This window comes from Mycobacterium shigaense (assembly GCF_002356315.1).
In the GTDB taxonomy this organism is placed as follows: Bacteria; Actinomycetota; Actinomycetes; order Mycobacteriales; family Mycobacteriaceae; genus Mycobacterium; species Mycobacterium shigaense.
On the sequence record NZ_AP018164.1, the window covers coordinates 343,305 to 364,492 of the forward strand.

The window sequence follows — 21,188 nt, forward strand, 5'->3', positions numbered from 1 at the left end:
AGTCATGGCGGGACCGCTGGCAGGCATCAAGGTTGTCGAACTCGGAGTGTGGGTGGCCGGCCCGGCCGCGGCCGGCATCCTGGCCGACTGGGGCGCCGACGTCATCAAGATCGAGCCGCCGACGGGCGACCCGGCGCGAACGTTCGGCCGGATCATGGGACTCGACGTCGGGGTCAACCCGCCGTTCGAAATGGACAATCGCTCCAAGCGCAGCATCGTCTTGAACCTCACGGCCGACGAGGACAGCGAGGCCGCGCTCGAATTACTCTCCGACGCAGATGTTTTCGTGACGAACGTGCGTCCCGGCGCACTACAACGGCTGGGCCTGGACTTCGAGTCGGTGGCGCCGCGAAATCCCCGCCTGGTGTACGGGCTGATCACCGGATACGGCCAGCACGGCCCCGATGCCAATCGGCCCGCCTACGACGTGGCGGCGTTCTGGGCGCGGGCCGGGGTGGCTCATCTGCTCACCCGGCCCGGGCAGACGCCGCCGTTCCAGCGCGGTGGAATGGGCGACCACTCCGCGGGCATGACGCTGGCTGCCGCGATCTGCGCGGCGCTGGTGGCCCGGCAGGGCACCGGGAGCGGCCAGCTGGTCACCACCTCGCTGTACCGGCAGGGCGCTTACACCGTGAGCTTCGACCTGAACACCTACCTGTTGGCCGGCCAGGCCATCGCGGTCGGGCAGCGCGAAACCATGGCCAACCCGTGTATGAACAACTACGCGACCGCCGACGGGCGGCGGTTCTGGATCGTCGGGCTCGAAGTCGACCGCCATTGGCCCCCGCTGTGCCGGGTCGTCGGGTACCCGGAGTGGCTGGACGATCCCAAGTTTTCCGACGCCTACGCCCGCTTCCTCAACGCGGCGGAACTGATCGGCGAGTTGGACGTCATCTTTGCCACCCGCACCCTCGACGAATGGGCACAGGCGTTCGCGGCCGAACCCGATTTCTTCTGGTCGCCGGTCAACAGCCTCGAGGACGTCGTCGCCGACGAGCAGTTCCATGCCGCGGGTGGATTGGTGGATGTACCGGAGGGGCAGTCCAGCGTCGCAATGGTCGCCACCCCGGCGGATTTTCACGGCACCCCGTGGTCGCCGCGTTCTGCGGCACCGGAACTGGGTCAGCACACCGACGAGATTCGCGCCGAACTCAAGGCGCGCCGCGGCTCCTGACCACAGCACAGAACCTTTACAAAATTCGGCATAAGTGTCACGCTGTCGGGTGAGTCGCGTCACCCGGGGCACCGCCGCGTGATGCGACATGGCCCAGGACGAAGACGCCCACCGAAGACGTGTCAGCTCGCGACGCGGACCCCGGGCGGTGAGGAACGGATGTGATGGTCAGTCCAACGATCGACATCAGCGGGAGCGGGCGGGTCAGCGCCGGTGCTTGCCTGCGTTATCGGCTGGACGTCGTTGCGGCCGACGCCGTTGACGTCGTGCACGCGGCGGGGGGTTGGCTGTACGACCGGGTGATGGCGGGATGGGAGGTGACCGTGCTGCTGCCGAACGACCGCAACACCCGGTCGTTGCGCATCCTCGGCGTCTCCATGGTCGACGCCGAATCGGAGTTCATCGAGGCCGCGCTGAACTCGACGAGCCAGACGCTGGCGGTCAGCGCCGCGGCGTTCACCGTGGATGCGCGGCTGCGGGACAAGGTGCGCGATGCCCTGGACAACCGGTTGACCGAAGTTGCTCTGTGGGGCGAGCGGTGGCCGCTGGGAGTGGACCGCGGCCTGGCCGCGGCGCAGCACCTGCTCAGCGGGGCGGCCCGGCGGTTCAAGGCCGCGGCCCTGGCTGCCGCGGAAATCCCTTGCGGCGCGGTTGGTTTCACCGAGACGCTGCTGTGTGATGCATCTCGCTCGCCCGGCGACTCGGAACTGATCCGACTCACCTGACGCGATGAAGAAGTACTACGGCCACACACTGCTCTATCTGCACGAGACGATTTCGCTGGGATCGGGCCGAAGCGACCGTTTCACCGAGGTCTTCGCCGACACCTACCGGCCGATGATGGACGAACTCGACGCGCGGTTGTTCGCAATCTGGGAATCCACCGCGTACAACGGGCACTGGCCGCAGGTGACGATCATCTGGGAAATCGACGGGTTCGCTGACTACGCCCGGATCGGGGCCGCCCAGGCCCGCGGCGGCAGCCACGAGGCGGTGGCCGGCAAATGGTCGGAGTTTCTGGCCGACATCGGCGCCTCGGGCGAGGGCCGCATCATGTACCCCGGCCCGAGCAATAAAACGCTGGCGCAGCTGCGCGAGGCCAATTTCACTGCGCCGCTGGTGATCCAGGAGATCATGCAGACCAAGCCGGGCCGCCAGGACGATTACATCCGCGAGCTGGAACGGCTCTACGTCCCGTGGTCGGAGCGCACGGGCAAACGGTGGCTGGGCTCGTTCACCACGACCTTCCGCTTCAACGAGGTCATCCACTACTGGGCGCTGGACGGTGGCTGGGACTGCTTCGCCAACCACTACCCGTCGTGGAAGGACAGCCCGCCCGCCGAGATCGTCACCTGGATGAGCGTGGCTCCCGCGCTGCGCGACGGCTGGGAGGACTCGATCCTGCAAGCCCTACCGCCATCTCCGCTGCAGTGAGTAGCCCGGACTTCGCCTACGACCCGTTCGACCCGCGGGTGATGGCAGACCCGCTGTCCTACTACCGGGCGCTGCGCGACCACCACCCGGTGTACTACATGCCGCAGTGGGATACCTACGCGCTCTCCCGATTCGAGGACATCTGGCAGGTGCTGGAGGTCAACGACGGCACCTTTGTCGCGACGGAGGGGACGCTGCCGCCTGCCTCGGTGCTGGCCAAGCACAACGCCGGACCGCTCGACGATCCACCGCTGCACCCGTTGCCGTTTCACGCGGTGTTCGACGCCGACCTGTACGGCGAGATCCGGCGCGCGCACTCGGCGCCGCTGCGGCCGAGGTCGGTTGCCGCCCTGGAAAGCAGAATCCGCGAGCTGGCCAACGAACGACTCGACCTGCTGCTGCCGCGGGGATCGTTCGACCTGACCCAGGAGTACGGCGGGGTGGTGGCGGCCTCGATGGTGTGCGACTTGCTCGGTCTCCCAACGGATCTCGCGCCCGAAGTGTTGGCGGCCGTCAACGCCGGCAGTCTGGCGCAACCCGGCGAGGGCGTGGACACCGCGCAGAACCGCCCCAACTATCTGCAATACCTGACGCCGGTCGTCGAGCGCCGCAGGGCCGACGCGTCCGGCGCGCCGCTGCCGGTAGTCGACGGCCTGCTCGGCTACCGCCTGCCTGACGGCAGCGCGCTGTCCGATCTCGAGGCCGCCACGCAGATGCTGTGCATCTTCATCGGCGGCACCGAGACGGTGCCCAAGATCGTCGCGCACGGACTGTGGGAGCTGAGTCAGCAGCCCGACCAGTTGGCGCGGGTGCGCTCCGACCCGGGCACCAACGTCGCCATCGCCCGCGAGGAGATGCTGCGCTTCTGTGCCCCCGCGCAGTGGTTCGCTCGCACGGCGCGCAAGCCGTACCCGATTCACGGCACCACGATTCAGCCCGGCCAGCGCATCATCAGCCTGCTGGCGTCGGCCAGCCGCGACGAGCGGGAGTATCCGGACCCCGACGAGTTCGTCTGGAACCGGGAGATCCGCCGCACGCTGGTGTTCGGTCGCGGCCAGCACTTTTGCATCGGCTATCACCTGGCCCGGCTGGAAATCGATGTGCTGTTGACCGAATGGCTGCGCCGCGTGCCGGACTACGCGATCCAGGCCGGCGCCGCCACCCGGCTGCCGTCCAGCTTCCAGTGGGGTTGGAACAACATCCCGGTGGAGGTCTGAGGTGTGGTCCTACCGGCTTGTCGCCCCCTATCAATTCGAGCGCGCGGCGATTCCCGACAAGACGCCGGACGACCTTGCCGACGGGCAGGTGCTGTTGCGCTTCCTGGCCGCCGGTGTCTGCGGCAGCGACATCCCGGCCTTTCGCGGCGCGCAGGGCCGGCTGCCGGGCGACGACGGCCGTAGCGCCGCGGAGAAGGACGGGTTCCCGGTGCACGAGGTGGTCGGCGAGGTGATCGCCAGCCGGCATCCCGAGCACCGGCCCGGCGATCGGGTGGTGGGCTGGGCCTCCGGATTCGACGGGCTGATGCAGCGGGTCATCAGCGACGGCAACGGGCTGGCGCCCTACGACCCGGCACTGACCCCGGCTCAGGCCGTGGGCCTGCAGCCGCTGGCATGCGTCCTGTACGCCTGCGAGCAGCTACCGGAGCTGGCCGGCCGGCACGTCGCGATCATCGGACAGGGTTCGATCGGATTGCTGTTCGCCTATGTCGCCAAGGCGGCCGGCGCCCGGCGTCGACCCGGTCGACCGGTTGAGCCTCGCAGCCACATTCGGGGTCGACGACCCGGTGCGAGCCACCAGCGACCGGTGGGTGGGCCAACTGGCGGCCGCCGACCGGGCCGATATCGTCATCGAGGCCGTCGGACATCAGGTCGCCACACTGAGCCACGCCATCGAGGCGACCGCGTTCGGCGGCACCGTCTTCTATTTCGGGGTGGCCGACGACGAGGCCTACCCGATCAGCATGCGGCTGATGCTGCGCAACAACCTGACGCTGAAATCCGGTGTGACACTTGACCGGCGCCGGATGCTCGAGGCGGCGGGCAAATTCGCCGCCGGGCACCCCGAGCTGCTCGGCACCTACCTGACCCACACCTTCGCCGTCCAAAATGTTGATGACGTGCAGGGCGCGTTCGAGTTGGCCTCTCGCCCTGTGCCCGAGCGTGTGAAGATTGCGATCGCGCAGTGAACGCCTTCGCGCGGGCGCTGAAGAGACCACCGATCTGGGGCGGTTGGATCACCGGTCCCACCGCGATCGGTCCGGAGGAATTCGCCCGGGCCGGTTACGACTACGTGGGGTTCGACGCCCAGCACGGGTATCTTGACGACGCCGACGTCGCCAGCATGCTGCGGCGCCTCGAGCACGTCCCGATCGGCACCGCGGTGCGGCTGCCCAACGCCGACCCCGCGCCGATCGGGCGGGTGCTCGACGCCGGGGCCGACGCCGTGTTCATCGCGATGATCGAGTCCGCCGACCAGGCCGCTGACGCGGTGGCCGCGACCCGCTACCCGCCGGGCGGCAGCCGCAGCTTCGGCCCGCTGCGCGCCGGCCTGGGCTACGACAGCGCCGCGCTGCAGGCCCGGGTCAGCGTGTTCGCGATGGTCGAAACCGCCGCTGCGCTGTCCGGCCTCGAACAGATCTGCGCGGTGGACGGCCTGGCCGGAATCTACGTCGGCCCGGCCGATCTGGCCATCTCGATGGGATTCGACGCCGTCGGCTCGACCAGGAACCCCGACGTGCTGGACGCGATCGAGCAGATCCGTGCGACGGCGACGGCCGCCGGGCTGATCGCCGGTATCCACGCCAGCGACGGCAGGACCGGTAATGTCATGGCGCAGAGCGGCTTTCAGCTGATCACCCTGGCGGCCGAAGCGCAGGCGCTGCGCCGCGGAGCGGCCGAGCATCTGCGTGAGGCCACCGGGCAATGAACAAGCCGTCGACCGATCAGGCCAGCCGGTTCAGCACCAGCAATGGCCTGTCCGACCCGCCCGAGGAGGCGTGCGCATGACCCCACGTGTCGCTCTGGTGACCGGCGCCGCCGGCGGCCAGGGCTGGGCAATCACCAAACGGCTTCGCTCGGAAGGCTATTCGGTGGCGGCCGGCGATCTGCGGTTCGACGACGTCGCCGCCGCGGTCGCCGAACTGGCCGACGAGGAGGTGATTGCGGTCGGCCTCGACGTCACCTCCGCCGAGCAGTGGGACGCGACGGTGCGTCGGGTGGTGGATCGGTTCGGCGCGCTGAGCGCGCTGGTCAACAACGCCGGAATGCTGCACCGGGCGTCGTTGGCCGACGAAACGCCGGAGGGTTTCGAAAAATCTTGGCGGATAAACTGTCTGGGCGCTTTCCTCGGCATCCGGGCGGTACTGGATCAGCTGCGCGCGGCCGACCACGCGTCGATCGTCAACATCTGCAGCACCGGGGCGATCCGTCCCTTTCCGCAGCACTGCGCCTATGGTTCGGCGAAATGGGCGCTGCGCGGCCTGACCCAGGCCGCGGCCGCCGAACTGGGTTCCTCCGGTATCCGCGTCAACGCGGTGTTCCCCGGACCGATCGCGACCTCCATGCTCGACGAGGTCACCCAGACCCGGCTTGCGGCCACGGCCATGTTCGGGCGCATCGGCCGGCCCGCCGAGATCGCCGACGCGGTCACGTTCCTGGTCTCCGAGGCGGCCTCGTTCATCACCGGCTCCGAACTCGTCGTCGACGGCGGCCAATGCCTGCAAATCAAATGACGGACAGCTTCACGATCGGCATCATCGGGGCCGGACCGGGCGGGATAGCGCTGGGAATCCTGCTGTCCCGTGCGGGTTTTGACGACTTCACCATCTTCGACCGGGAAGATGACGTGGGGGGCACCTGGCTGATCAACACCTATCCGGGGCTCGCATGTGACGTCAAGTCGCATCTGTACTCCTATTCGTTCGACCTGAACTCGGACTGGTCGCGACTGTGGCCGGCCCAGCCCGAGATCCTGGCATACTTCCAGCGCTGCGCCGACAAGTACGGGCTGCGCACCCACTTGCGGTTGAACACCGACATCCGTTCGGCGCGTTGGGAACACGCATCCCGGCAATGGTGCCTGACCACCGCGACCGGAGACGAACAACGGTTTGACGTCGTGGTCTCCGCCGTCGGCGTGTTCGGCCGGCCCCGTCTCCCGGACTTGGTCGAGGAGGAGCCGTTCGCCGGCACGGTGATGCACACCGCACGTTGGGAGCATTCGGTTTCGGTCGAAGGCGCACGAGTGGCGGTGTTGGGCACCGGTTCCACTGCCTCGCAGCTGATACCGGAATTGGCCAAGGTGGCCGAAAAGGTCTACTCGGTGCAACGATCACCCACTTGGGTGTTGCCCAAGCCGGATCGGCCCTACACCCGGCGAGAGCGTTGGCTGTTCGCCCGGATACCGTTCGCCAAGAAGCTGTATCGGACTCGGCTGTGGTTGCGCAGCGAAGCCAACATCTCGGTGATCGAGCATGGCAGTGAGAAGACCAAGGAGTTCACGGCGCTCGCCCTCGACCTCCTGGAAAAGACCGTCGCCGACGAGGACCTGCGCCGCAAGCTCACTCCGGACTACCCGATGGGTTGCAAGCGACTGGTGTTCTCCTCGGACTTTCTGCCCGCGCTGACGCGACCCAATGTCGAGGTGGTGACCAGCCCGGCGCGCGCCCTCAAGGCCCGTTCCCTGGTCACCGAGGACGGCACCGAACGCGAGGTCGACGTCGTCGTGTGTGCCACCGGATACGCTGCGGCGGACTACCTGGGGGAGCTGGACGTCGTGGGCGAAGATGGAATCACGTTGCGAAAGCGGTGGAATGACGGGGCTCAGGCGTATTTCGGCATGGCGGTTCCGGGCTTCCCGAACTTCTTCATGTTGTACGGGCCCAACACCAATGTCGGGTCCAACAGCGTGATCTTCATGCTGGAAGCCCAGGCGCGCTACATCGTGCGGGCGCTGAGATACCTGCGGCGCAACAACAAGGCCTACATCGCGGTGCGCCCGTCCGCGTTGGCGGAGTTCATCGCCAAAATCGACCAGTGGATGGTCGGCACCGTGTGGACCACGAAGTGCAGCAACTACTTCCGCGCGGCCAACGGGCGGGTGGTCACCCAGTGGCCGCGCAGTGCTCGCAGCTTCTGGGAGATGACGCGCAGGTTCAAGGCGGCCGACTACAGCTTCTCACCGCCGCGGGGCGCCCCCGTCGACGACGGTGCGCTCACCGCGCCGGACGGGCGGGCCCAATGACCGAGTTGGACGGCGCCGAGCGGCTCGACCCAGCCCTGCGAGCCATCGCCACCACGCGGACCGCGTTCTCGATCGAGGCGATCCAGCTCATGCGCGAGCCGTTCGATGAGCGCCGCCGCGACTACGCCCGGAACGCCGACACACCCGGCGTGCAGATCAGCGAACACCACGTCATCGCCGAATCGGGCGTCGTGCCCGTGCGCCTCTATCGCGGCGGGCCCGCGCCCGCTCCGGCTGTCGTCTATTGCCACGCGGGCGGATTCGCGCTGGGCAACCTCGACACCGATCACCGCCAGTGCGTCGAGCTCGCGCGGCGCGCCAAGTGCACGGTGGTGTCCGTCGAGTACCGCCTTGCGCCCGAGCACCCATATCCCGCTGCCTTCGACGACGCGATCGCGGTGCTGAATTGGGTTGCCGGCAATGCGAAGGGGTTGGCCATCGACGCGGCGCGGCTGGCCTTCGCGGGCAGCAGCGCGGGCGGCGCGCTGGCCGCCTGCCTGGCGCACGGCGCCGCCGACGAGTGGCTGCCTCCGATCGTGTTCCAGCTGCTGCATCAGCCGGTCCTCGACGATCGCCCGACGGCGTCGAAGACCGAGTTCCGCACCAGCCCGGCCTTCGACGGCGAGGCCGCGGACCTGATGTGGCGGCACTACCTGGGTGAGGACGAGCCGTCGCCTGACGCCGTGCCGGCGCAGCGCGCCGAATTCCACGGCGTCGCACCCGCTTTGATCACGTGCGCCGAGATCGATCCGTTCCGTGACGAGGCCATCGACTACGCGCTGCAACTGCTGCGGGCCGGAGTCTCGGCCGAACTGCACGTGTTCGGCGGGGCATGCCACGGCTTCGATTCGCTGCTGCCCGACTGGGCCGGCTCGCAGCGGCTGTTCGCGTTGCAGGGTGACGCCCTGTTGCGCGCCTTCTCCGGCTGACCCGGCGCCGCGTTGCAGGACCTTAGCCCCTACCGCGGCCAAGGTCGACTGGGGAAAGATTCTCCTGCGTCGACGCTGGAGAGGGGCACCGTGAAGATCACCGGCCTGCAGGTCGTCCCCTTCGAGACGTTCGTGGATCGTGTCTCGTTCGGCGAGTTGCTGACGGACTACCGCGTGGTGCAGACGGTCACCAAGGTGCTCACTGACGAGGGGGTCGAGGGCTATTACTTCGGCGGTCACTTTCACGGAGACCAGGACGGCCTGCTGCCCGGCGATCAGGCGTTGATAACGCAATTTCTCAGTCCGCTTCTCGCGGGCCAGGATCCGTTGGACCGGGCGGAGATCTGGCGGCAATTGTGGGCGGCGAAGCTACCCGAGAACGTCTGCAGCGTGATCGATCTGGCGCTGTGGGATCTCGCCGGCCGGGTGGCCGGGCTGCCCGTGCGCAAGCTGCTGGGCGGTGCCCGCGAGCGGGTCAAGGCCTACGCGAGCAGCTTCAACAACCTCGGATCGCCCGACGAATACGCGGCCCATGCCGCCGAATGCCGGCGCCGGGGCTACCGCGCCTACAAGATTCACCCGTACCACTACTGGAACCCGGCGACGCGCGAGCCGGCGTTGCCCCGCCCGTCCTATGTGGACTGGGATCTCGAGGCGTGCCGGCAGGTTCGCGCGGCGGTGGGCGAGGACATGGTGCTCATGTTCGACCCCTGGGGCACTTATCACACCTACGAGGACGCGCTGCGGGTCGGCCGGGAGCTGGAGCGGCTGGGGTTCTACTGGTATGAGCATCCGATGCCCGAGTACCGGGTCGAGTCGTATGTGAAGTTGGCCGGCGCGCTCGATATCCCGATCTGCTCACCCGAGATCGCCGAGGGCGGCATCTACACGCGGGCCGACTGGATCCTGCGCAATGCGTCCGACATCAGCCGCATCGACGTGCTGCGCGGCGGTATCACCGGCGTCATGAAGCTCGTCGGGATGTGCGAGGCGGTCGGCATGCGCTGCGAGCTGCACATGAGCGGCTTCGGCAACCTGCAAGTCCTCGGCGCGACGGGCGACGACGTCTGCGAATACTACGAGCGCGGTCTGCTTGGACCCGGGGCGCGCTACGACACCGTCCCGCCGTATCTCGCGGCCGCCTGCGACCCGCTCGGCCCGGACGGGTTCGTCGATCTGCCGGCGGCGCCCGGGCTGGGCTACCAAATCCATTGGGACTACATCGAAGGCCACCGCCTCCCCGATTCGACGGTGGATCCGGTCGCGCCGCTGCATCCGAGGTAGCCGCCGGTCGAGGTCGGTCTGTCGGCAACCGTGCTGGAATACAGCCATGACTTCGGTTCCATCCGCACCCGACGGGCTCACCGGCGGTGACTTCCCGGTGTGGTGGCCGGTGGGCACCCGGTGGGCGGACAACGACATGTTCGGCCACCTCAACAACGCGGTCTACTACCAGCTGTTTGACACCGCGATCAACGCCTGGATCAACACCAGCACCGGGCTCGACCCGATGGCCACGCCCGCTTTGGGCGTCGTCGCGGACTCGGGCTGCCGCTACTTCTCGGAACTGCAGTTCCCGCAGCGTCTGGCGGTCGGGATCGCCGTGACCCGGCTGGGCCGCAGCAGCGTCACCTACCGGCTCGGGTTGTTTCGCTCGAGCGGCGGCCAACGGGAAGACCGGGCCGAGCCGATCACCGCGCTGGGGCACTGGGTGCACGTCTACGTCGACCGGATCAGCCGCAAGGCGGTGCCGATTCCCGAGGCCATCCGTTCGGTGTTGGCGACGGCCACCGTCGACGCCTGACCTCCGGCTGGAATAGCGCCCCGCGCTTCGGCTTTCACGTGCCCGGCTATGCTTCGGCAATGCCGGTTCTGAGCAAGACGGTCGAAGTCGGTGCCGACGCGGCCGCGATCATGGCCATCGTCTCCGACTTCGAGCGCTACCCGGAGTGGAACGAGGGGGTCAAGGGCTGCTGGGTGCTCGCGCGCTACGACGACGGCCGCCCCAGCCAGCTGCGCCTGGACGCCTCCTACCAGGGCTTCGAGGGCGTCTTCATCCAGGCCGTCTACTACCCGGGCCCGAACCAGATTCAGACCATCCAGCAACAGGGCGAGTTGTTCAAGAAGCAGGAGCAGCTGTTCTCCGTGGTGGAGATGGGAGCGTCGAGCCTGCTGACGGTGGACGCCGACGTCGAGTCGTCCCTGCCGGTGCCAGCGCTGATGGTGAAGTCGCTGCTGAACAACGTGCTGGAACGCCTGGCCGACAACCTCAAGCAGCGCGCCGAGCAGCTGGCCGCCGGCTAACCCAGGATTCCCGCACGGTCCCGCATCTCGGTCAGTCGCTGGGCCGCGTCGGTGAACTGCCAGACCGTGTGCTCGATGACCGCGGGGGTGTCGCGCCGGCGCAGCGCGGCGATCAACTGGCGGTGATTCTCGACGGCCGCGACGCCCCACTGCGGGTCGGCGGCGTAGACCAGCACCGGCATGTAGCGCGCGGCGTTGAGGAGGAACCACGCCAGTTTGATGCGTCCGCTCGCCTGGTTGAAGACGCGGTGAAACGCGAACTCGATCCCCGCGACCGTCTCGGCATCGCTGGTGCCTACGGCCTCGGCCAGCGTGCCGTTGACGCGCTCCAGCTCGTCGATCTCGGCGTCGGTGATGTGGGCCGTCGCCGTGCCGGCCACCTCGCGGGCGATCGTCGCCTGCAGCCAGATGATGTCGTCGATGTCGTGCGTGGTCAGCGGGAGCACGACGTGGCCGCGATGCGGCTCCAGCTGCACCATGCCCTCGCCGCGCAGCTTCAGCAGCGCCTCGCGCACAGGTGTCACGCTGACCCCGAGTTCGGCGGCGGTCTCGTCGAGGCGGATGAACGTTCCGGGTCGCAACGCCCCCGACATGATCGCTCCGCGCAGGTGGCCCGCGACCTCGTCGGACAGCTGCGGCCGCCGCAGTGGTCGGCGCCTTCTGAGAGGCCGCGCGGATATCGGTGCGTTCACGTCGGCTGCCTGGGTTTTTTGAAGTTTCTTAGGGATTCACCGGGGTCTTGTCATCAGGGCGATCAGGCCATAGCGTGACCCACACAACACCATGTTTTATCAAATATCAACCTGTCGCAAGCGGTGCGTAAGTGAAGGGAATACATCTAGTTGACCGCGCAACTTGCCAGCCACCTGACACCACAGGAGTCGCACGGCTCGCGCGTCCATGAGCAGCCATACCTGGCCCGCCGGCAGAACTGGGTCAACCAGCTGGAGCGGCACGCGATGATGCAGCCGCAGGCGACCGCGCTGAGGTTCACCGGCCGCACGTGGACGTGGGTGGAACTGCATCGCCGGGTCGCAGCGCTGGCCGGGGCCCTGAGCCGTCGAGGGGTCGGCTTTGGGGACCGGGTCATGATCCTCATGCTCAACCGGACCGAGTTCGTCGAGTCGATGCTGGCCGTCAACATGCTCGGCGCGATCGCGGTTCCGTTGAACTTCCGCCTCACGCCGGCCGAGATCGCGCTCCTGGTCGACGACTGCGAAGCCCGCACGATGATCACCGAGGCGGTGCTGGCGCCGGTGGCCACCGCAGTCCGCGAGGTCGCGCCCCTGGTGGGCACGATCGTCGTCGCCGGTGGCGGGTCGGACGAGCAGGTCCTCGGCTACGAAGACCTGCTCGACGAGCCGGGCGATCCTGCGCAGCTCGTCGACATCCCGAACGACTCGCCCGCGCTGATCATGTACACCTCGGGCACCACCGGCCGGCCCAAGGGCGCGGTGCTGACTCACACCAATCTGACCGGTCAGACGATGACCGGCCTCTATACCAATGGCGCCGACATCAACAACGACGTCGGCTTCGTCGGTGTCCCGCTCTTCCACATCGCCGGGGTCGGCAACCTGCTGGGCGGCCTGCTGCTCGGCCTGCCGACCGTGATCTATCCGCTGGGCGCGTTTGAGCCCGGCCAGCTGCTCGACGTGCTGGCCGCCGAGAAGGTGACCGGCATCTTCCTGGTCCCGGCGCAGTGGCAGGCCGTCTGTGCCGAGCAGCAGGCCCGGCCCCGCGACCTGAAACTGCGGATCATGTCGTGGGGGGCGGCGCCGGCGCCGGACGCCCTGCTGCGGGAGATGTCGGCGACGTTCCCCGGCACCCACATCCTGGCGGCGTTCGGTCAGACCGAGATGTCGCCGGTCACCTGCATGCTGCTTGGCGAGGACGCCATCCGTAAGCGCGGCTCGGTCGGCAAGGTGATCCCGACGGTCGCGGCCCGCGTGGTCGACGAAAACATGAACGACGTGCCCGTCGGTGAGATCGGCGAAATCGTCTACCGCGCACCGACGCTGATGAGCGGTTACTGGAACAACCCGGAAGCCACCGCGGCGGCGTTCGCCGGGGGCTGGTTTCACTCCGGAGACCTCGTCCGGATGGACGAGGAAGGCTACGTCTGGGTCGTCGACCGCAAGAAGGACATGATCATCTCCGGCGGCGAGAACGTCTACTGCGCGGAAGTGGAAAACGTACTCGCCGAGCACCCGGTCATCGTCGAGGTCGCGGTCATCGGCCGGGCCCACGACAAGTGGGGCGAGGTACCGATCGCGGTCGCGGCCGTCACCGACGCGGCGTTGCGGCTCGAGGCCCTGGACGAGTTTCTGACCGAGCGCCTTGCGCGCTACAAGCATCCGAAGGCGCTCGAGATCGTCGACGCGCTGCCCCGCAACCCCGCCGGGAAGGTCCTCAAGACCGAGTTGAGGGTTCGCTACGGTACCCAGGATTTTGCTGAAATCCACTCGTTACCAGCAGATTTCACGCCTAAATAGGAAATTTGAGGATTCCGTAACGTTTGCCAGCTGTTGACGAAGGGTTAATTGTGCATCTGCGGTTCACACATGCTTGGCCATCGGGTACATTCCTGTGGTCTCCGTTACTACTTGCCAGTAGGGAGCCGATGGTCACATATGTGGGTTCCGGGCGAAGTGAGGGTTTCCCCGGCCGCGCGGCGGCCTGGGCTGGGGGCGTGCAGCACGATCCGCCGCGGCGCTGGGAGGCCCGTGGGACTGGCGTGAGGGGACAGGTGTGACGGCTTCGACAGGTCGACAGGGCCCCTATTTGGTTGGCTACGTACGCGACCAGTTGCAGACGCCGCTGACCCTCATCGGTGGGTTTTTCCGGATGTGCGTGCTGACCGGTAAGGCGCTGTTCCGCTGGCCGTTCCAGTGGCGCGAGTTCATCCTGCAGTGCTGGTTCATCATGAAGGTGGCGTTTCTGCCGACGATCATGGTGGCGATCCCGCTGACGGTCCTGCTGATCTTCACGCTCAACGTGCTGTTGGCGCAGTTCGGCGCCGCCGACCTGTCCGGCGCCGGCGCGGCGATCGGCGCGGTCACCCAGCTCGGCCCGTTGACCACGGTGCTGGTGGTGGCCGGGGCCGGCTCGACGGCGATCTGCGCGGACCTGGGTGCGCGCACCATCCGCGAGGAGATCGACGCGATGGAGGTGCTGGGCATCGACCCGATCCACCGCCTGGTGGTGCCCCGGGTGGTGGCCGCGACCCTGGTGGCCACCCTGCTCAACGGCCTGGTCATCACCGTCGGCCTGGTGGGCGGCTACCTGTTCGGGGTGTATCTGCAGAACGTGTCGGGTGGGGCGTATCTGGCCACCCTGACCACCATCACCGGCCTGCCCGAGGTCGTCATCGCCACCGCCAAGGCCGCCATTTTCGGCCTGATCGCCGGGCTGGTCGGCTGTTATCGCGGCCTGACCGTCAGGGGCGGCTCCAAGGGATTGGGCACCGCGGTCAACGAGACCGTGGTGCTGTGTGTGGTCGCCCTGTACGCGGTCAACGTGGTGCTGACCACCATCGGCGTGCGCTTCGGAACGGGGCACTGACATGTCGACTGCTGCCGTGTTGCGCGCCCGCTTCCCGCGGGCAGTTGAGAATCTCGATCGCTACGGCGGTGCCGCCGGCCGGGGGCTCGACGACCTCGGCCGGATGACCTGGTTCGCAATGGTCTGCATCGGGCAGGTGCCGCACGCGCTGCGCAACTACCGCAAGGAGACGTTGCGGTTGATCGCTCAGATCGGCATGGGCACTGGGGCGATGGCCGTCGTCGGCGGCACCGTGGCGATCGTCGGTTTCGTGACGCTGTCGGGTAGCTCGCTGGTCGCGATCCAGGGTTTCGCCTCGCTGGGCAACATTGGCGTGGAGGCGTTCACCGGCTTCTTCGCCGCGCTGATCAACGTGCGCATCGCCGCGCCGGTCGTCACCGGGATCGCGATGGCCGCCACGGTCGGTGCCGGCGCCACCGCGGAGCTGGGGGCGATGCGGATCAGCGAGGAGATCGACGCCCTGGAGGTCATGGGTATCAAGTCGATCTCGTTTTTGGCGACCACCCGGTTCATGGCCGGGCTGGTGGTGATCATCCCGATCTACGCGCTGGCGATGATCATGTGCTTCCTGTCGCCGCAGATCACCACGACCGTGCTCTACGGGCAGTCCAACGGAACCTACGACCACTACTTCCGCACGTTCCTGCGTCCCGATGACGTGTTCTGGTCGTTCCTGGAAGCCATCATCATCACCGCGGTCGTGATGATCACGCACTGCTACTACGGCTACAACGCCGGCGGCGGACCCGTCGGCGTGGGCGAGGGCGTCGGCCGCTCCATGCGCTTCTCGCTGGTCTCGGTCCAGGTGGTTGTCCTGTCCGCCGCGTTGGCGCTCTACGGCGTCAACCCCAATTTCGCCCTCACGGTGTAGCCGCCATGGTCAGGCCCGTCAAGAGCAACAAATCGCGGACGCCCCCGTACAAGTGGGCCGGCGTCGGGCTGCTGGTCGTCGCGGCGCTGGCTTTCGCGCTGATCTTCGGGCAGTTCCGCGGCGACTTCACGCCGAAGACGAAGTTGACCATGCTGGCCTCGCGAGCCGGCCTGGTGATGGACCCCGGCTCCAAGGTCACCTACAACGGCGTGGAGATCGGCCGGGTGGCCACCATTGCGGAGACGCAGCGCGACGGTAAGCCGGCAGCCAAGTTCACCCTGGACGTGTACCCGAGGTACCTGTCGCTGATCCCGGCCAACGTCAAAGCCGACATCAAGGCCACCACCGTGTTCGGCGGTAAGTATGTATCGCTGACGACGCCGCCGAACCCGTCGGCGCAACGGCTGTCGCCGTCCTCGGTGATCGACGCCCGCTCGGTGACCACCGAAATCAACACGCTGTTCCAGACCATCACCTCGATCTCGGAGAAGGTGGACCCGGTCAAGCTGAACCTGACGCTGAGCGCGGCCGCGCAGTCGCTGGCCGGCCTGGGTGACAAGTTCGGACAGTCGGTGGTCAACGCCAACGCCATCCTCGACGACGTCAACCCGCAGATGTCCCAGGCCCGCCGCGATATTCAGCAGCTGGCGGCGCTGGGCGACACCTACGCCAATGCCGCACCCGACCTCACCGAATTCCTCAACAACGCCGACGTCACGGCGCGCACGATCAATGCGCAGCAGAAGGACCTGGACTCCGCGCTGCTCTCGGCGGCCGGATTCGGCAACACCGGCGCCGAGATCTTCGAGAAGGGCGGGCCGTACCTGGCCCGCGGCGCACAGGATCTGGTCCCGTCGGCCCAGCTGCTGGATACCTATAGCCCGGCGATCTATTGCACGCTGCGCAACTACCACGACATCGAACCCAAGGCCGCCTCGTTCCTGGGCGGCAATGGTTACTCGCTCAATGCCCACACCCAGGCACTCTCCGGGCTGGGTCTGGTCGCGAACCCGGTATCGGCGGTCGCCGTGATCGCGAGCCTGCTGGGCGGGGTCGCCGGTGTGGTCGGCGGTGCGCCCAACCCCTACACCTATCCGGAGAACCTGCCGCGGGTGAACGCCCGTGGTGGACCCGGTGGCGCACCGGGGTGCTGGCAGCACATCACCCATGACCTGTGGCCCGCGCCGGAGCTGGTCATGGACACCGGCAACAGCATCGCGCCGTACAACCATCTGGATACCGGTTCGCCATACGCCATCGAGTACGTCTGGGGCCGCCAAGTCGGGGACAACACGATCAACCCATGAAAATCACCGGAACCATCATCCGACTCAGCATCTTCTCGCTGGTGCTGCTGCTCTTCACGGTGATGATCGTCGTCGTGTTCGGCCAGATGCGCTTCGACCGGACCAACAGCTACTCGGCGGAATTCAACAACATCAGCGGGCTGCGGCAGGGCCAGTTCGTGCGCGCCTCGGGGGTGGAGATCGGCAAGGTCTCCTCGGTCGAACTCGTCGACGGCGGCAAGCGGGCTCGGGTGAACTTTGACGTCGACCGCTCGGTGCCGCTGTACCAATCGACGACCGCGCAGATCCGTTACCTCGACCTGATCGGCAACCGCTACCTGGAGCTCAAGCGCGGCGAGGGCGAAGGCGCCGACCGGGTGCTGCCGCCAGGTGGGTTCATCCCGCTGGCCCACACGTCGCCGGCGCTGGACCTCGACGCGCTGATCGGCGGGTTCAAGCCGCTGTTTCGGGCGCTGGACCCCGAGAAGGTGAACACGATTGCGACGGCGCTGGTCACCGTCTTCCAGGGACAGGGCGGCACGATCAACGACATCCTCGACCAGACCGCACAGCTGACCAACGCGATCGGCGAGCGTGACCAGGCGATCGGTGAGGTCATCAAGAACCTCAACATCGTCTTGGACACCACGGTCAAACATCGCCAGCACTTCGACCAGACGATCAACAACCTCGAGGTGCTGATCACCGGGCTGAAGAACCACGCCGAACCGCTGGCCGCCGGCACCGCGCACATCAGCGATGCCGCCGGAACGGTCGCCGATCTGCTGGCCGAGGACCGCGGGTTGCTGCACAAGACCCTCAACTACCTCGACCAGGTGCAGCAGCCGCTCATCGATCAGCGCGAACAGCTCAACGACTACTTCCACAAGGTGCCGACCGCGCTGAACCTCATCGGTCGCTCGATCGGGTCCTACGGGGACTTCGTCAACTTCTACGCCTGCGACGTCACGTTGAAGATCAACGGGCTGCAGGCCGGGGGCCCGGTCCGCACGGTCCGGTTGTTCCAGCAGCCGACGGGTAGGTGCACGCCGCAATGAGGACCCTGGAACCTCCCAACCGGATGCGCATCGGCCTGATGGGCATCGTGGTGACTTTGCTGGTGATCGGCGTCGGCCAGAGCTTCACGAGCGTGCCTATCCTGATGGCCCGGCCGGCCTATTACGGGCAGTTCACCGACTCCGGCGGCATCAACGCGGGCGACAAGGTGCGCATCGCCGGGATGGACGTCGGCAAGGTGGAGGGTCTCGACATCGACGGTGACCACATCGTCGTGAAGTTCTCCATCGGCACCCACTCCATCGGAACCGAGAGCCGGCTGGCGATCAAGACCGACACCATCCTGGGCAAGAAGATCATGGAGATCGAGACGCGCGGCACCCAGCAGCTGCGGCCCGGGGCCACGTTGCCGATCGGTCAAAGCACCACGCCGTATCAGATCTATGACGCGTTCTTCGACGTCACCAAGGCCGCGTCGGGCTGGAACATCGACGAGGTCAAGCAGTCGCTGCACGTGCTATCGCAGACCATCGATCAGACCTACCCGCACCTGAGCGCCGCCCTCGAAGGCGTCGCCAAGTTCTCCGACACCGTCGGTCAACGCGACGAGGAGGTCAAGCATCTACTGGCCCAGGCTAACCAGGTGGCTACCATCCTCGGCGATCGCAGCGAGCAGTTCGACCGGCTGCTGGTCAACGCCAAGACGCTGCTGGCCGCCTTCGACGAACGCGGCCGGGCGATCAATGCCCTGCTGAGCAACATTGCGGCGTTCTCCGAGCAGGTCAAGGGATTCATCAACGACAACCCGAACCTCAACCACGTGCTCGAGCAGCTGCACACGGTCAGCGACGTCCTGGTCCAACGCAAAGACGACATCGCCAAAGGTCTGGTCGAGGTCGGTGCGTTCCTGCCATCGCTGAACGAAGCCATCGCGTCCGGACCGTTCTTCAAGGTGGTCCTGCACAACCTGGCCTTCTACCAAATTCTGCAGCCCTGGGTCGACGCCGCCTTCAAGAAGCGCGGCATCGATCCGGAGAACTTCTGGCGCAGCGCCGGGCTGCCGGAGTCCAAGTGGCCCGACCCGAACGGGACCCGGTTCCCCAACGGGGCACCGCCACCACCGCCGCAGCTGCTTGAGGGCACCCCGGAACACCCGGGACCAGCCGTCCCACCGGGGTCGCCCTGCTCGTATACGCCGGCGAATCCCGGCGGCAATGTCACCGTCGGCGACGAGGGTCTGCCACGGCCGTGGAATCCGTTGCCGTGCGCGGGAGCGGCGGTTGGCCCGTTCGGCGGCGCCTCGTTCCCGGCGCCGGTGGACATCGCGACCTCGCCGCCGAATCCTGATGGTTTGCCGCCGACGCCGGGCATCCCGATCGCCGGGCGCCCGGGTGATCCGCCGCCGGATGTACCGGGCACCCCGGTGCCGTTGCCGGCGCAGGCGCCGCCGGGTGCGCGTACTGAGAACCTCGGGCCGCCCGCGCCGCTGGGACCACCGTCGGCGTTCGCGCCGGCGCTTCCGCCGGGCCCGCCCGCGCCCCCCGGGCCGGGCAACCAGTTGCCTGCTCCGTTCATCAATCCGGGGGGATCGGGTGGCAGCGGCGTGACGGGAGGTAGCCAGAATTGAGCACCATCTTTGATATCCGCAATGCGCGGCTACCGAGGCTGACCCGGACGTCGGTGATCATCGGGTCGCTGGTGGTGGTGTTGGCCCTCGTCGTCGGCTACATCGGCTACCGCCTTTATGACAAGCTGACCAACAACACCGTGGTGGCCTACTTCCCGGCGGCCAACGCGCTCTACCCGGGCGACAAGGTCCAGATCATGGGTCTGCGGGTGGGTGCGATCGACAAGATCGAGCCGGCCGGCGACAAGATGAAGGTGACCTTTCACTACGAGAACAAGTACAAGGTCCCGGCCAACGCCTCGGCGGTGATCCTCAATCCCACCTTGGTGGCGTCGCGGGCCATTCAGCTCGAGCCGCCCTACAAGGGTGGGCCCGCGCTGGCCGATAACGCGGTGATCCCCGAGGAGCGCACCCAGGTTCCGGTGGAGTGGGACCAGCTGCGCAACAGCATCACCAACATCATCTCCAAGCTCGGTCCGACCAAGGAGCAGCCGACCGGGCCCTTCGGTGAGGTCATCACCTCGTTCGCGGATGGGTTGGCCGGCAAGAGCACGCAGATCAACACCACCCTCAACAGCTTGTCGCAGGCGCTGAACGCACTGAACGAGGGGCGCGGCGACTTCTTCGCGGTGGTGCGCAGCCTGGCGTTGTTCGTCAACGCGCTGCACCAAGACGATCAGCAGTTCGTCGCGTTGAACCAGAACCTGGCCGACGTCACCGGTCAGCTCGCGAGCACTGACGGCGCGCTGTCGCAGGCGATACAGCAGTTCGACAGCCTGCTGTCCACCGTGCGGCCGTTCCTGGACAAGAACCGGCAGGTGCTCACGCAGGACATCAACAACCTGGCCACCTCGACCAACACGCTGCTGCAGCCGGAGTCGTTGAACGGGCTGGAGACTGGGCTGCACGTGCTGCCGACGGCCGCGGCCAACATCAACCAGATCTATCACCCCTCGCACGGCTCGGTGGTCGCCATTCCGTCGATCACCAGCTTTGCCAACCCGATGCAGTTCATCTGCAGCTCGATTCAGGCCGGCAGCCGGCTGGGTTATCAGGAGTCGGCCGAACTCTGTGCGCAGTACCTGGGACCGATCCTGGATGCGATCAAGTTCAACTACCCGCCGTTCGGATTGAACCTGTTCAGCACCGCCGAGACGCTGCCCAAGGAAGTCGCCTACTCCGAGCCGCGGCTACACCCGCCACCGGGCTACAAGGACACCACCGTGCCGGGTATCTGGTCGCCGGATACGCCGACGTCGCATCGCAATACGCAGCCGGGCTGGATCGTGGCCCCGGGCATGCAAGGCCAGCAGGTGGGCCCGATCACCGCCGGTCTGATGACCCCGGACTCGCTGGCCGAACTCATGGGTGGCCCCGACATCGCGCCAGTCCAGTCCCAATACCAGACGCCGCCGGGACCGCCGAACGCCTACGACGAAAACCCGATCCTGCCCCCCATCGGCCTACGGGCTCCCACGCCGATCCAGCCGCCGGCGCCGGGACCGGGAGTGCTTCCGGGTCCGGTCGCCCCGACGCCGGCACCCGGGGGCGGTCCGGCTTCACCCGCTGACTTCGGGGGTGGCCAGTGAGGCGCGCGATGAGCGCGGTATGCGCGAAGAGGAAGCCGAACAGACAGCCAGTGAGGCGCGCGATGAGCGCGGTATGCGCGAAGAGGAAGCCGAACAGACAGCCAGTGAGGCGCGCGATGAGCGCGGTATGCGCGAAGAGGAAGCCGAACAGA

The 21,188-nt window shown here is 67.2% G+C and carries 19 protein-coding genes and 1 pseudogene; 19 read left to right on the forward strand and 1 reads right to left on the reverse strand.

From position 1 onward, the window contains the following. Positions 1-4: 4 nt before the first annotated feature. The 12 genes and pseudogenes from MSG_RS01645 (at position 5) to MSG_RS01700 (ending at position 11,082) form a co-directional block, all read left to right on the forward strand. Positions 5-1,174: a CaiB/BaiF CoA transferase family protein gene (locus MSG_RS01645; protein ID WP_096436536.1), complete on the forward strand. Its 1,170-nt coding sequence runs from the start codon at positions 5-7 to the stop codon at positions 1,172-1,174. A gap of 164 nt (positions 1,175-1,338) precedes the next feature. Further along, positions 1,339-1,899 carry a hypothetical protein gene (locus MSG_RS01650; RefSeq protein ID WP_096443912.1) on the forward strand — a complete coding sequence of 187 codons (561 nt, stop codon included), beginning with the start codon at positions 1,339-1,341 and terminating at the stop codon, positions 1,897-1,899. A 4-nt stretch (positions 1,900-1,903) separates the two neighbouring features. Next, a complete protein-coding gene (locus tag MSG_RS01655; RefSeq protein WP_096436538.1) occupies positions 1,904-2,608 on the forward strand; it encodes an NIPSNAP family protein in 705 nt (234 codons plus the stop codon). A gap of 41 nt (positions 2,609-2,649) precedes the next feature. Then, positions 2,650-3,825 (forward strand): cytochrome P450, encoded by a 1,176-nt coding sequence (locus tag MSG_RS01660; RefSeq protein ID WP_096443914.1) that lies wholly within the window; start codon positions 2,650-2,652, stop codon positions 3,823-3,825. A 1-nt stretch (position 3,826) separates the two neighbouring features. Then, positions 3,827-4,793: pseudogene (locus MSG_RS01665) on the forward strand (zinc-binding dehydrogenase). Further along, positions 4,790-5,533 (forward strand): HpcH/HpaI aldolase family protein, encoded by a 744-nt coding sequence (locus tag MSG_RS01670; RefSeq protein WP_096436540.1) that lies wholly within the window; start codon positions 4,790-4,792, stop codon positions 5,531-5,533. The pseudogene MSG_RS01665 and the gene MSG_RS01670 overlap by 4 nt, the downstream one beginning before the upstream one ends. Before the next feature lie 76 nt (positions 5,534-5,609). Further along, positions 5,610-6,338 (forward strand): SDR family NAD(P)-dependent oxidoreductase, encoded by a 729-nt coding sequence (locus tag MSG_RS01675; protein ID WP_096436542.1) that lies wholly within the window; start codon positions 5,610-5,612, stop codon positions 6,336-6,338. Then, positions 6,335-7,849 (forward strand): flavin-containing monooxygenase, encoded by a 1,515-nt coding sequence (locus tag MSG_RS01680; RefSeq protein WP_096436544.1) that lies wholly within the window; start codon positions 6,335-6,337, stop codon positions 7,847-7,849. The genes MSG_RS01675 and MSG_RS01680 overlap by 4 nt, the downstream gene beginning before the upstream one ends. Continuing rightward, the gene (locus tag MSG_RS01685; RefSeq protein ID WP_096436546.1) at positions 7,846-8,778 is read left to right on the forward strand and encodes an alpha/beta hydrolase; all 933 of its coding nucleotides are present in this window, start codon (positions 7,846-7,848) and stop codon (positions 8,776-8,778) included. The genes MSG_RS01680 and MSG_RS01685 overlap by 4 nt, the downstream gene beginning before the upstream one ends. Before the next feature lie 90 nt (positions 8,779-8,868). After that, positions 8,869-10,062, forward strand: a complete 1,194-nt coding sequence (locus MSG_RS01690; RefSeq protein ID WP_162899131.1) for an enolase C-terminal domain-like protein — start codon at positions 8,869-8,871, stop codon at positions 10,060-10,062. 46 nt (positions 10,063-10,108) lie between these two features. Further along, a complete protein-coding gene (locus tag MSG_RS01695; RefSeq protein WP_096436550.1) occupies positions 10,109-10,582 on the forward strand; it encodes an acyl-CoA thioesterase in 474 nt (157 codons plus the stop codon). A gap of 59 nt (positions 10,583-10,641) precedes the next feature. Continuing rightward, on the forward strand, positions 10,642-11,082 hold the full coding sequence (locus MSG_RS01700) for an SRPBCC family protein (protein WP_096436552.1): 441 nt from the start codon (positions 10,642-10,644) through the stop codon (positions 11,080-11,082). Here MSG_RS01700 and MSG_RS01705 read toward each other — a convergent pair. Next, positions 11,079-11,774 carry a GntR family transcriptional regulator gene (locus MSG_RS01705; protein ID WP_096436554.1) on the reverse strand — a complete coding sequence of 232 codons (696 nt, stop codon included), beginning with the start codon at positions 11,772-11,774 and terminating at the stop codon, positions 11,079-11,081. The genes MSG_RS01700 and MSG_RS01705 overlap by 4 nt on opposite strands. Before the next feature lie 150 nt (positions 11,775-11,924). Here MSG_RS01705 and fadD5 point away from each other — a divergent pair, with 150 nt between their 5' ends. The 7 genes from fadD5 (at position 11,925) to MSG_RS01740 (ending at position 21,036) form a co-directional block, all read left to right on the forward strand. Continuing rightward, a complete protein-coding gene (gene fadD5 / locus MSG_RS01710; RefSeq protein ID WP_096436556.1) occupies positions 11,925-13,577 on the forward strand; it encodes a fatty-acid--CoA ligase FadD5 in 1,653 nt (550 codons plus the stop codon). Positions 13,578-13,833: 256 nt separating this feature from the next. Further along, a complete protein-coding gene (locus tag MSG_RS01715) occupies positions 13,834-14,646 on the forward strand; it encodes an MlaE family ABC transporter permease (RefSeq protein WP_373421121.1) in 813 nt (270 codons plus the stop codon). A 1-nt stretch (position 14,647) separates the two neighbouring features. Then, positions 14,648-15,517, forward strand: a complete 870-nt coding sequence (locus MSG_RS01720; RefSeq protein WP_096436560.1) for an MlaE family ABC transporter permease — start codon at positions 14,648-14,650, stop codon at positions 15,515-15,517. A 5-nt stretch (positions 15,518-15,522) separates the two neighbouring features. Continuing rightward, a complete protein-coding gene (locus MSG_RS01725; RefSeq protein ID WP_096436562.1) occupies positions 15,523-16,824 on the forward strand; it encodes an MCE family protein in 1,302 nt (433 codons plus the stop codon). Further along, the gene (locus tag MSG_RS01730; protein WP_096436564.1) at positions 16,821-17,861 is read left to right on the forward strand and encodes a virulence factor Mce family protein; all 1,041 of its coding nucleotides are present in this window, start codon (positions 16,821-16,823) and stop codon (positions 17,859-17,861) included. The genes MSG_RS01725 and MSG_RS01730 overlap by 4 nt, the downstream gene beginning before the upstream one ends. After that, on the forward strand, positions 17,858-19,447 hold the full coding sequence (locus MSG_RS01735; protein WP_096436566.1) for a virulence factor Mce family protein: 1,590 nt from the start codon (positions 17,858-17,860) through the stop codon (positions 19,445-19,447). Before MSG_RS01730 ends, MSG_RS01735 begins: the two co-directional genes overlap by 4 nt. Then, complete coding sequence (locus tag MSG_RS01740; protein ID WP_096436568.1) at positions 19,444-21,036, forward strand: virulence factor Mce family protein; 1,593 nt, start codon at positions 19,444-19,446, stop codon at positions 21,034-21,036. Before MSG_RS01735 ends, MSG_RS01740 begins: the two co-directional genes overlap by 4 nt. The last annotated feature ends 152 nt before the right edge of the window (positions 21,037-21,188 follow it).

Coding starts and splice junctions, on each gene's coding strand:
- MSG_RS01645 (WP_096436536.1), top strand. CDS start 5: ATGGCGGGACCGCTGGCAGGCATCAAGGTTGTCGAACTCGGAGTGTGG.
- MSG_RS01650 (WP_096443912.1), top strand. CDS start 1,339: ATGGTCAGTCCAACGATCGACATCAGCGGGAGCGGGCGGGTCAGCGCC.
- MSG_RS01655 (WP_096436538.1), top strand. CDS start 1,904: ATGAAGAAGTACTACGGCCACACACTGCTCTATCTGCACGAGACGATT.
- MSG_RS01660 (WP_096443914.1), top strand. CDS start 2,650: ATGGCAGACCCGCTGTCCTACTACCGGGCGCTGCGCGACCACCACCCG.
- MSG_RS01675 (WP_096436542.1), top strand. CDS start 5,610: ATGACCCCACGTGTCGCTCTGGTGACCGGCGCCGCCGGCGGCCAGGGC.
- MSG_RS01680 (WP_096436544.1), top strand. CDS start 6,335: ATGACGGACAGCTTCACGATCGGCATCATCGGGGCCGGACCGGGCGGG.
- MSG_RS01685 (WP_096436546.1), top strand. CDS start 7,846: ATGACCGAGTTGGACGGCGCCGAGCGGCTCGACCCAGCCCTGCGAGCC.
- MSG_RS01695 (WP_096436550.1), top strand. CDS start 10,109: ATGACTTCGGTTCCATCCGCACCCGACGGGCTCACCGGCGGTGACTTC.
- MSG_RS01700 (WP_096436552.1), top strand. CDS start 10,642: ATGCCGGTTCTGAGCAAGACGGTCGAAGTCGGTGCCGACGCGGCCGCG.
- MSG_RS01720 (WP_096436560.1), top strand. CDS start 14,648: ATGTCGACTGCTGCCGTGTTGCGCGCCCGCTTCCCGCGGGCAGTTGAG.
- MSG_RS01725 (WP_096436562.1), top strand. CDS start 15,523: ATGGTCAGGCCCGTCAAGAGCAACAAATCGCGGACGCCCCCGTACAAG.
- MSG_RS01730 (WP_096436564.1), top strand. CDS start 16,821: ATGAAAATCACCGGAACCATCATCCGACTCAGCATCTTCTCGCTGGTG.
- MSG_RS01735 (WP_096436566.1), top strand. CDS start 17,858: ATGAGGACCCTGGAACCTCCCAACCGGATGCGCATCGGCCTGATGGGC.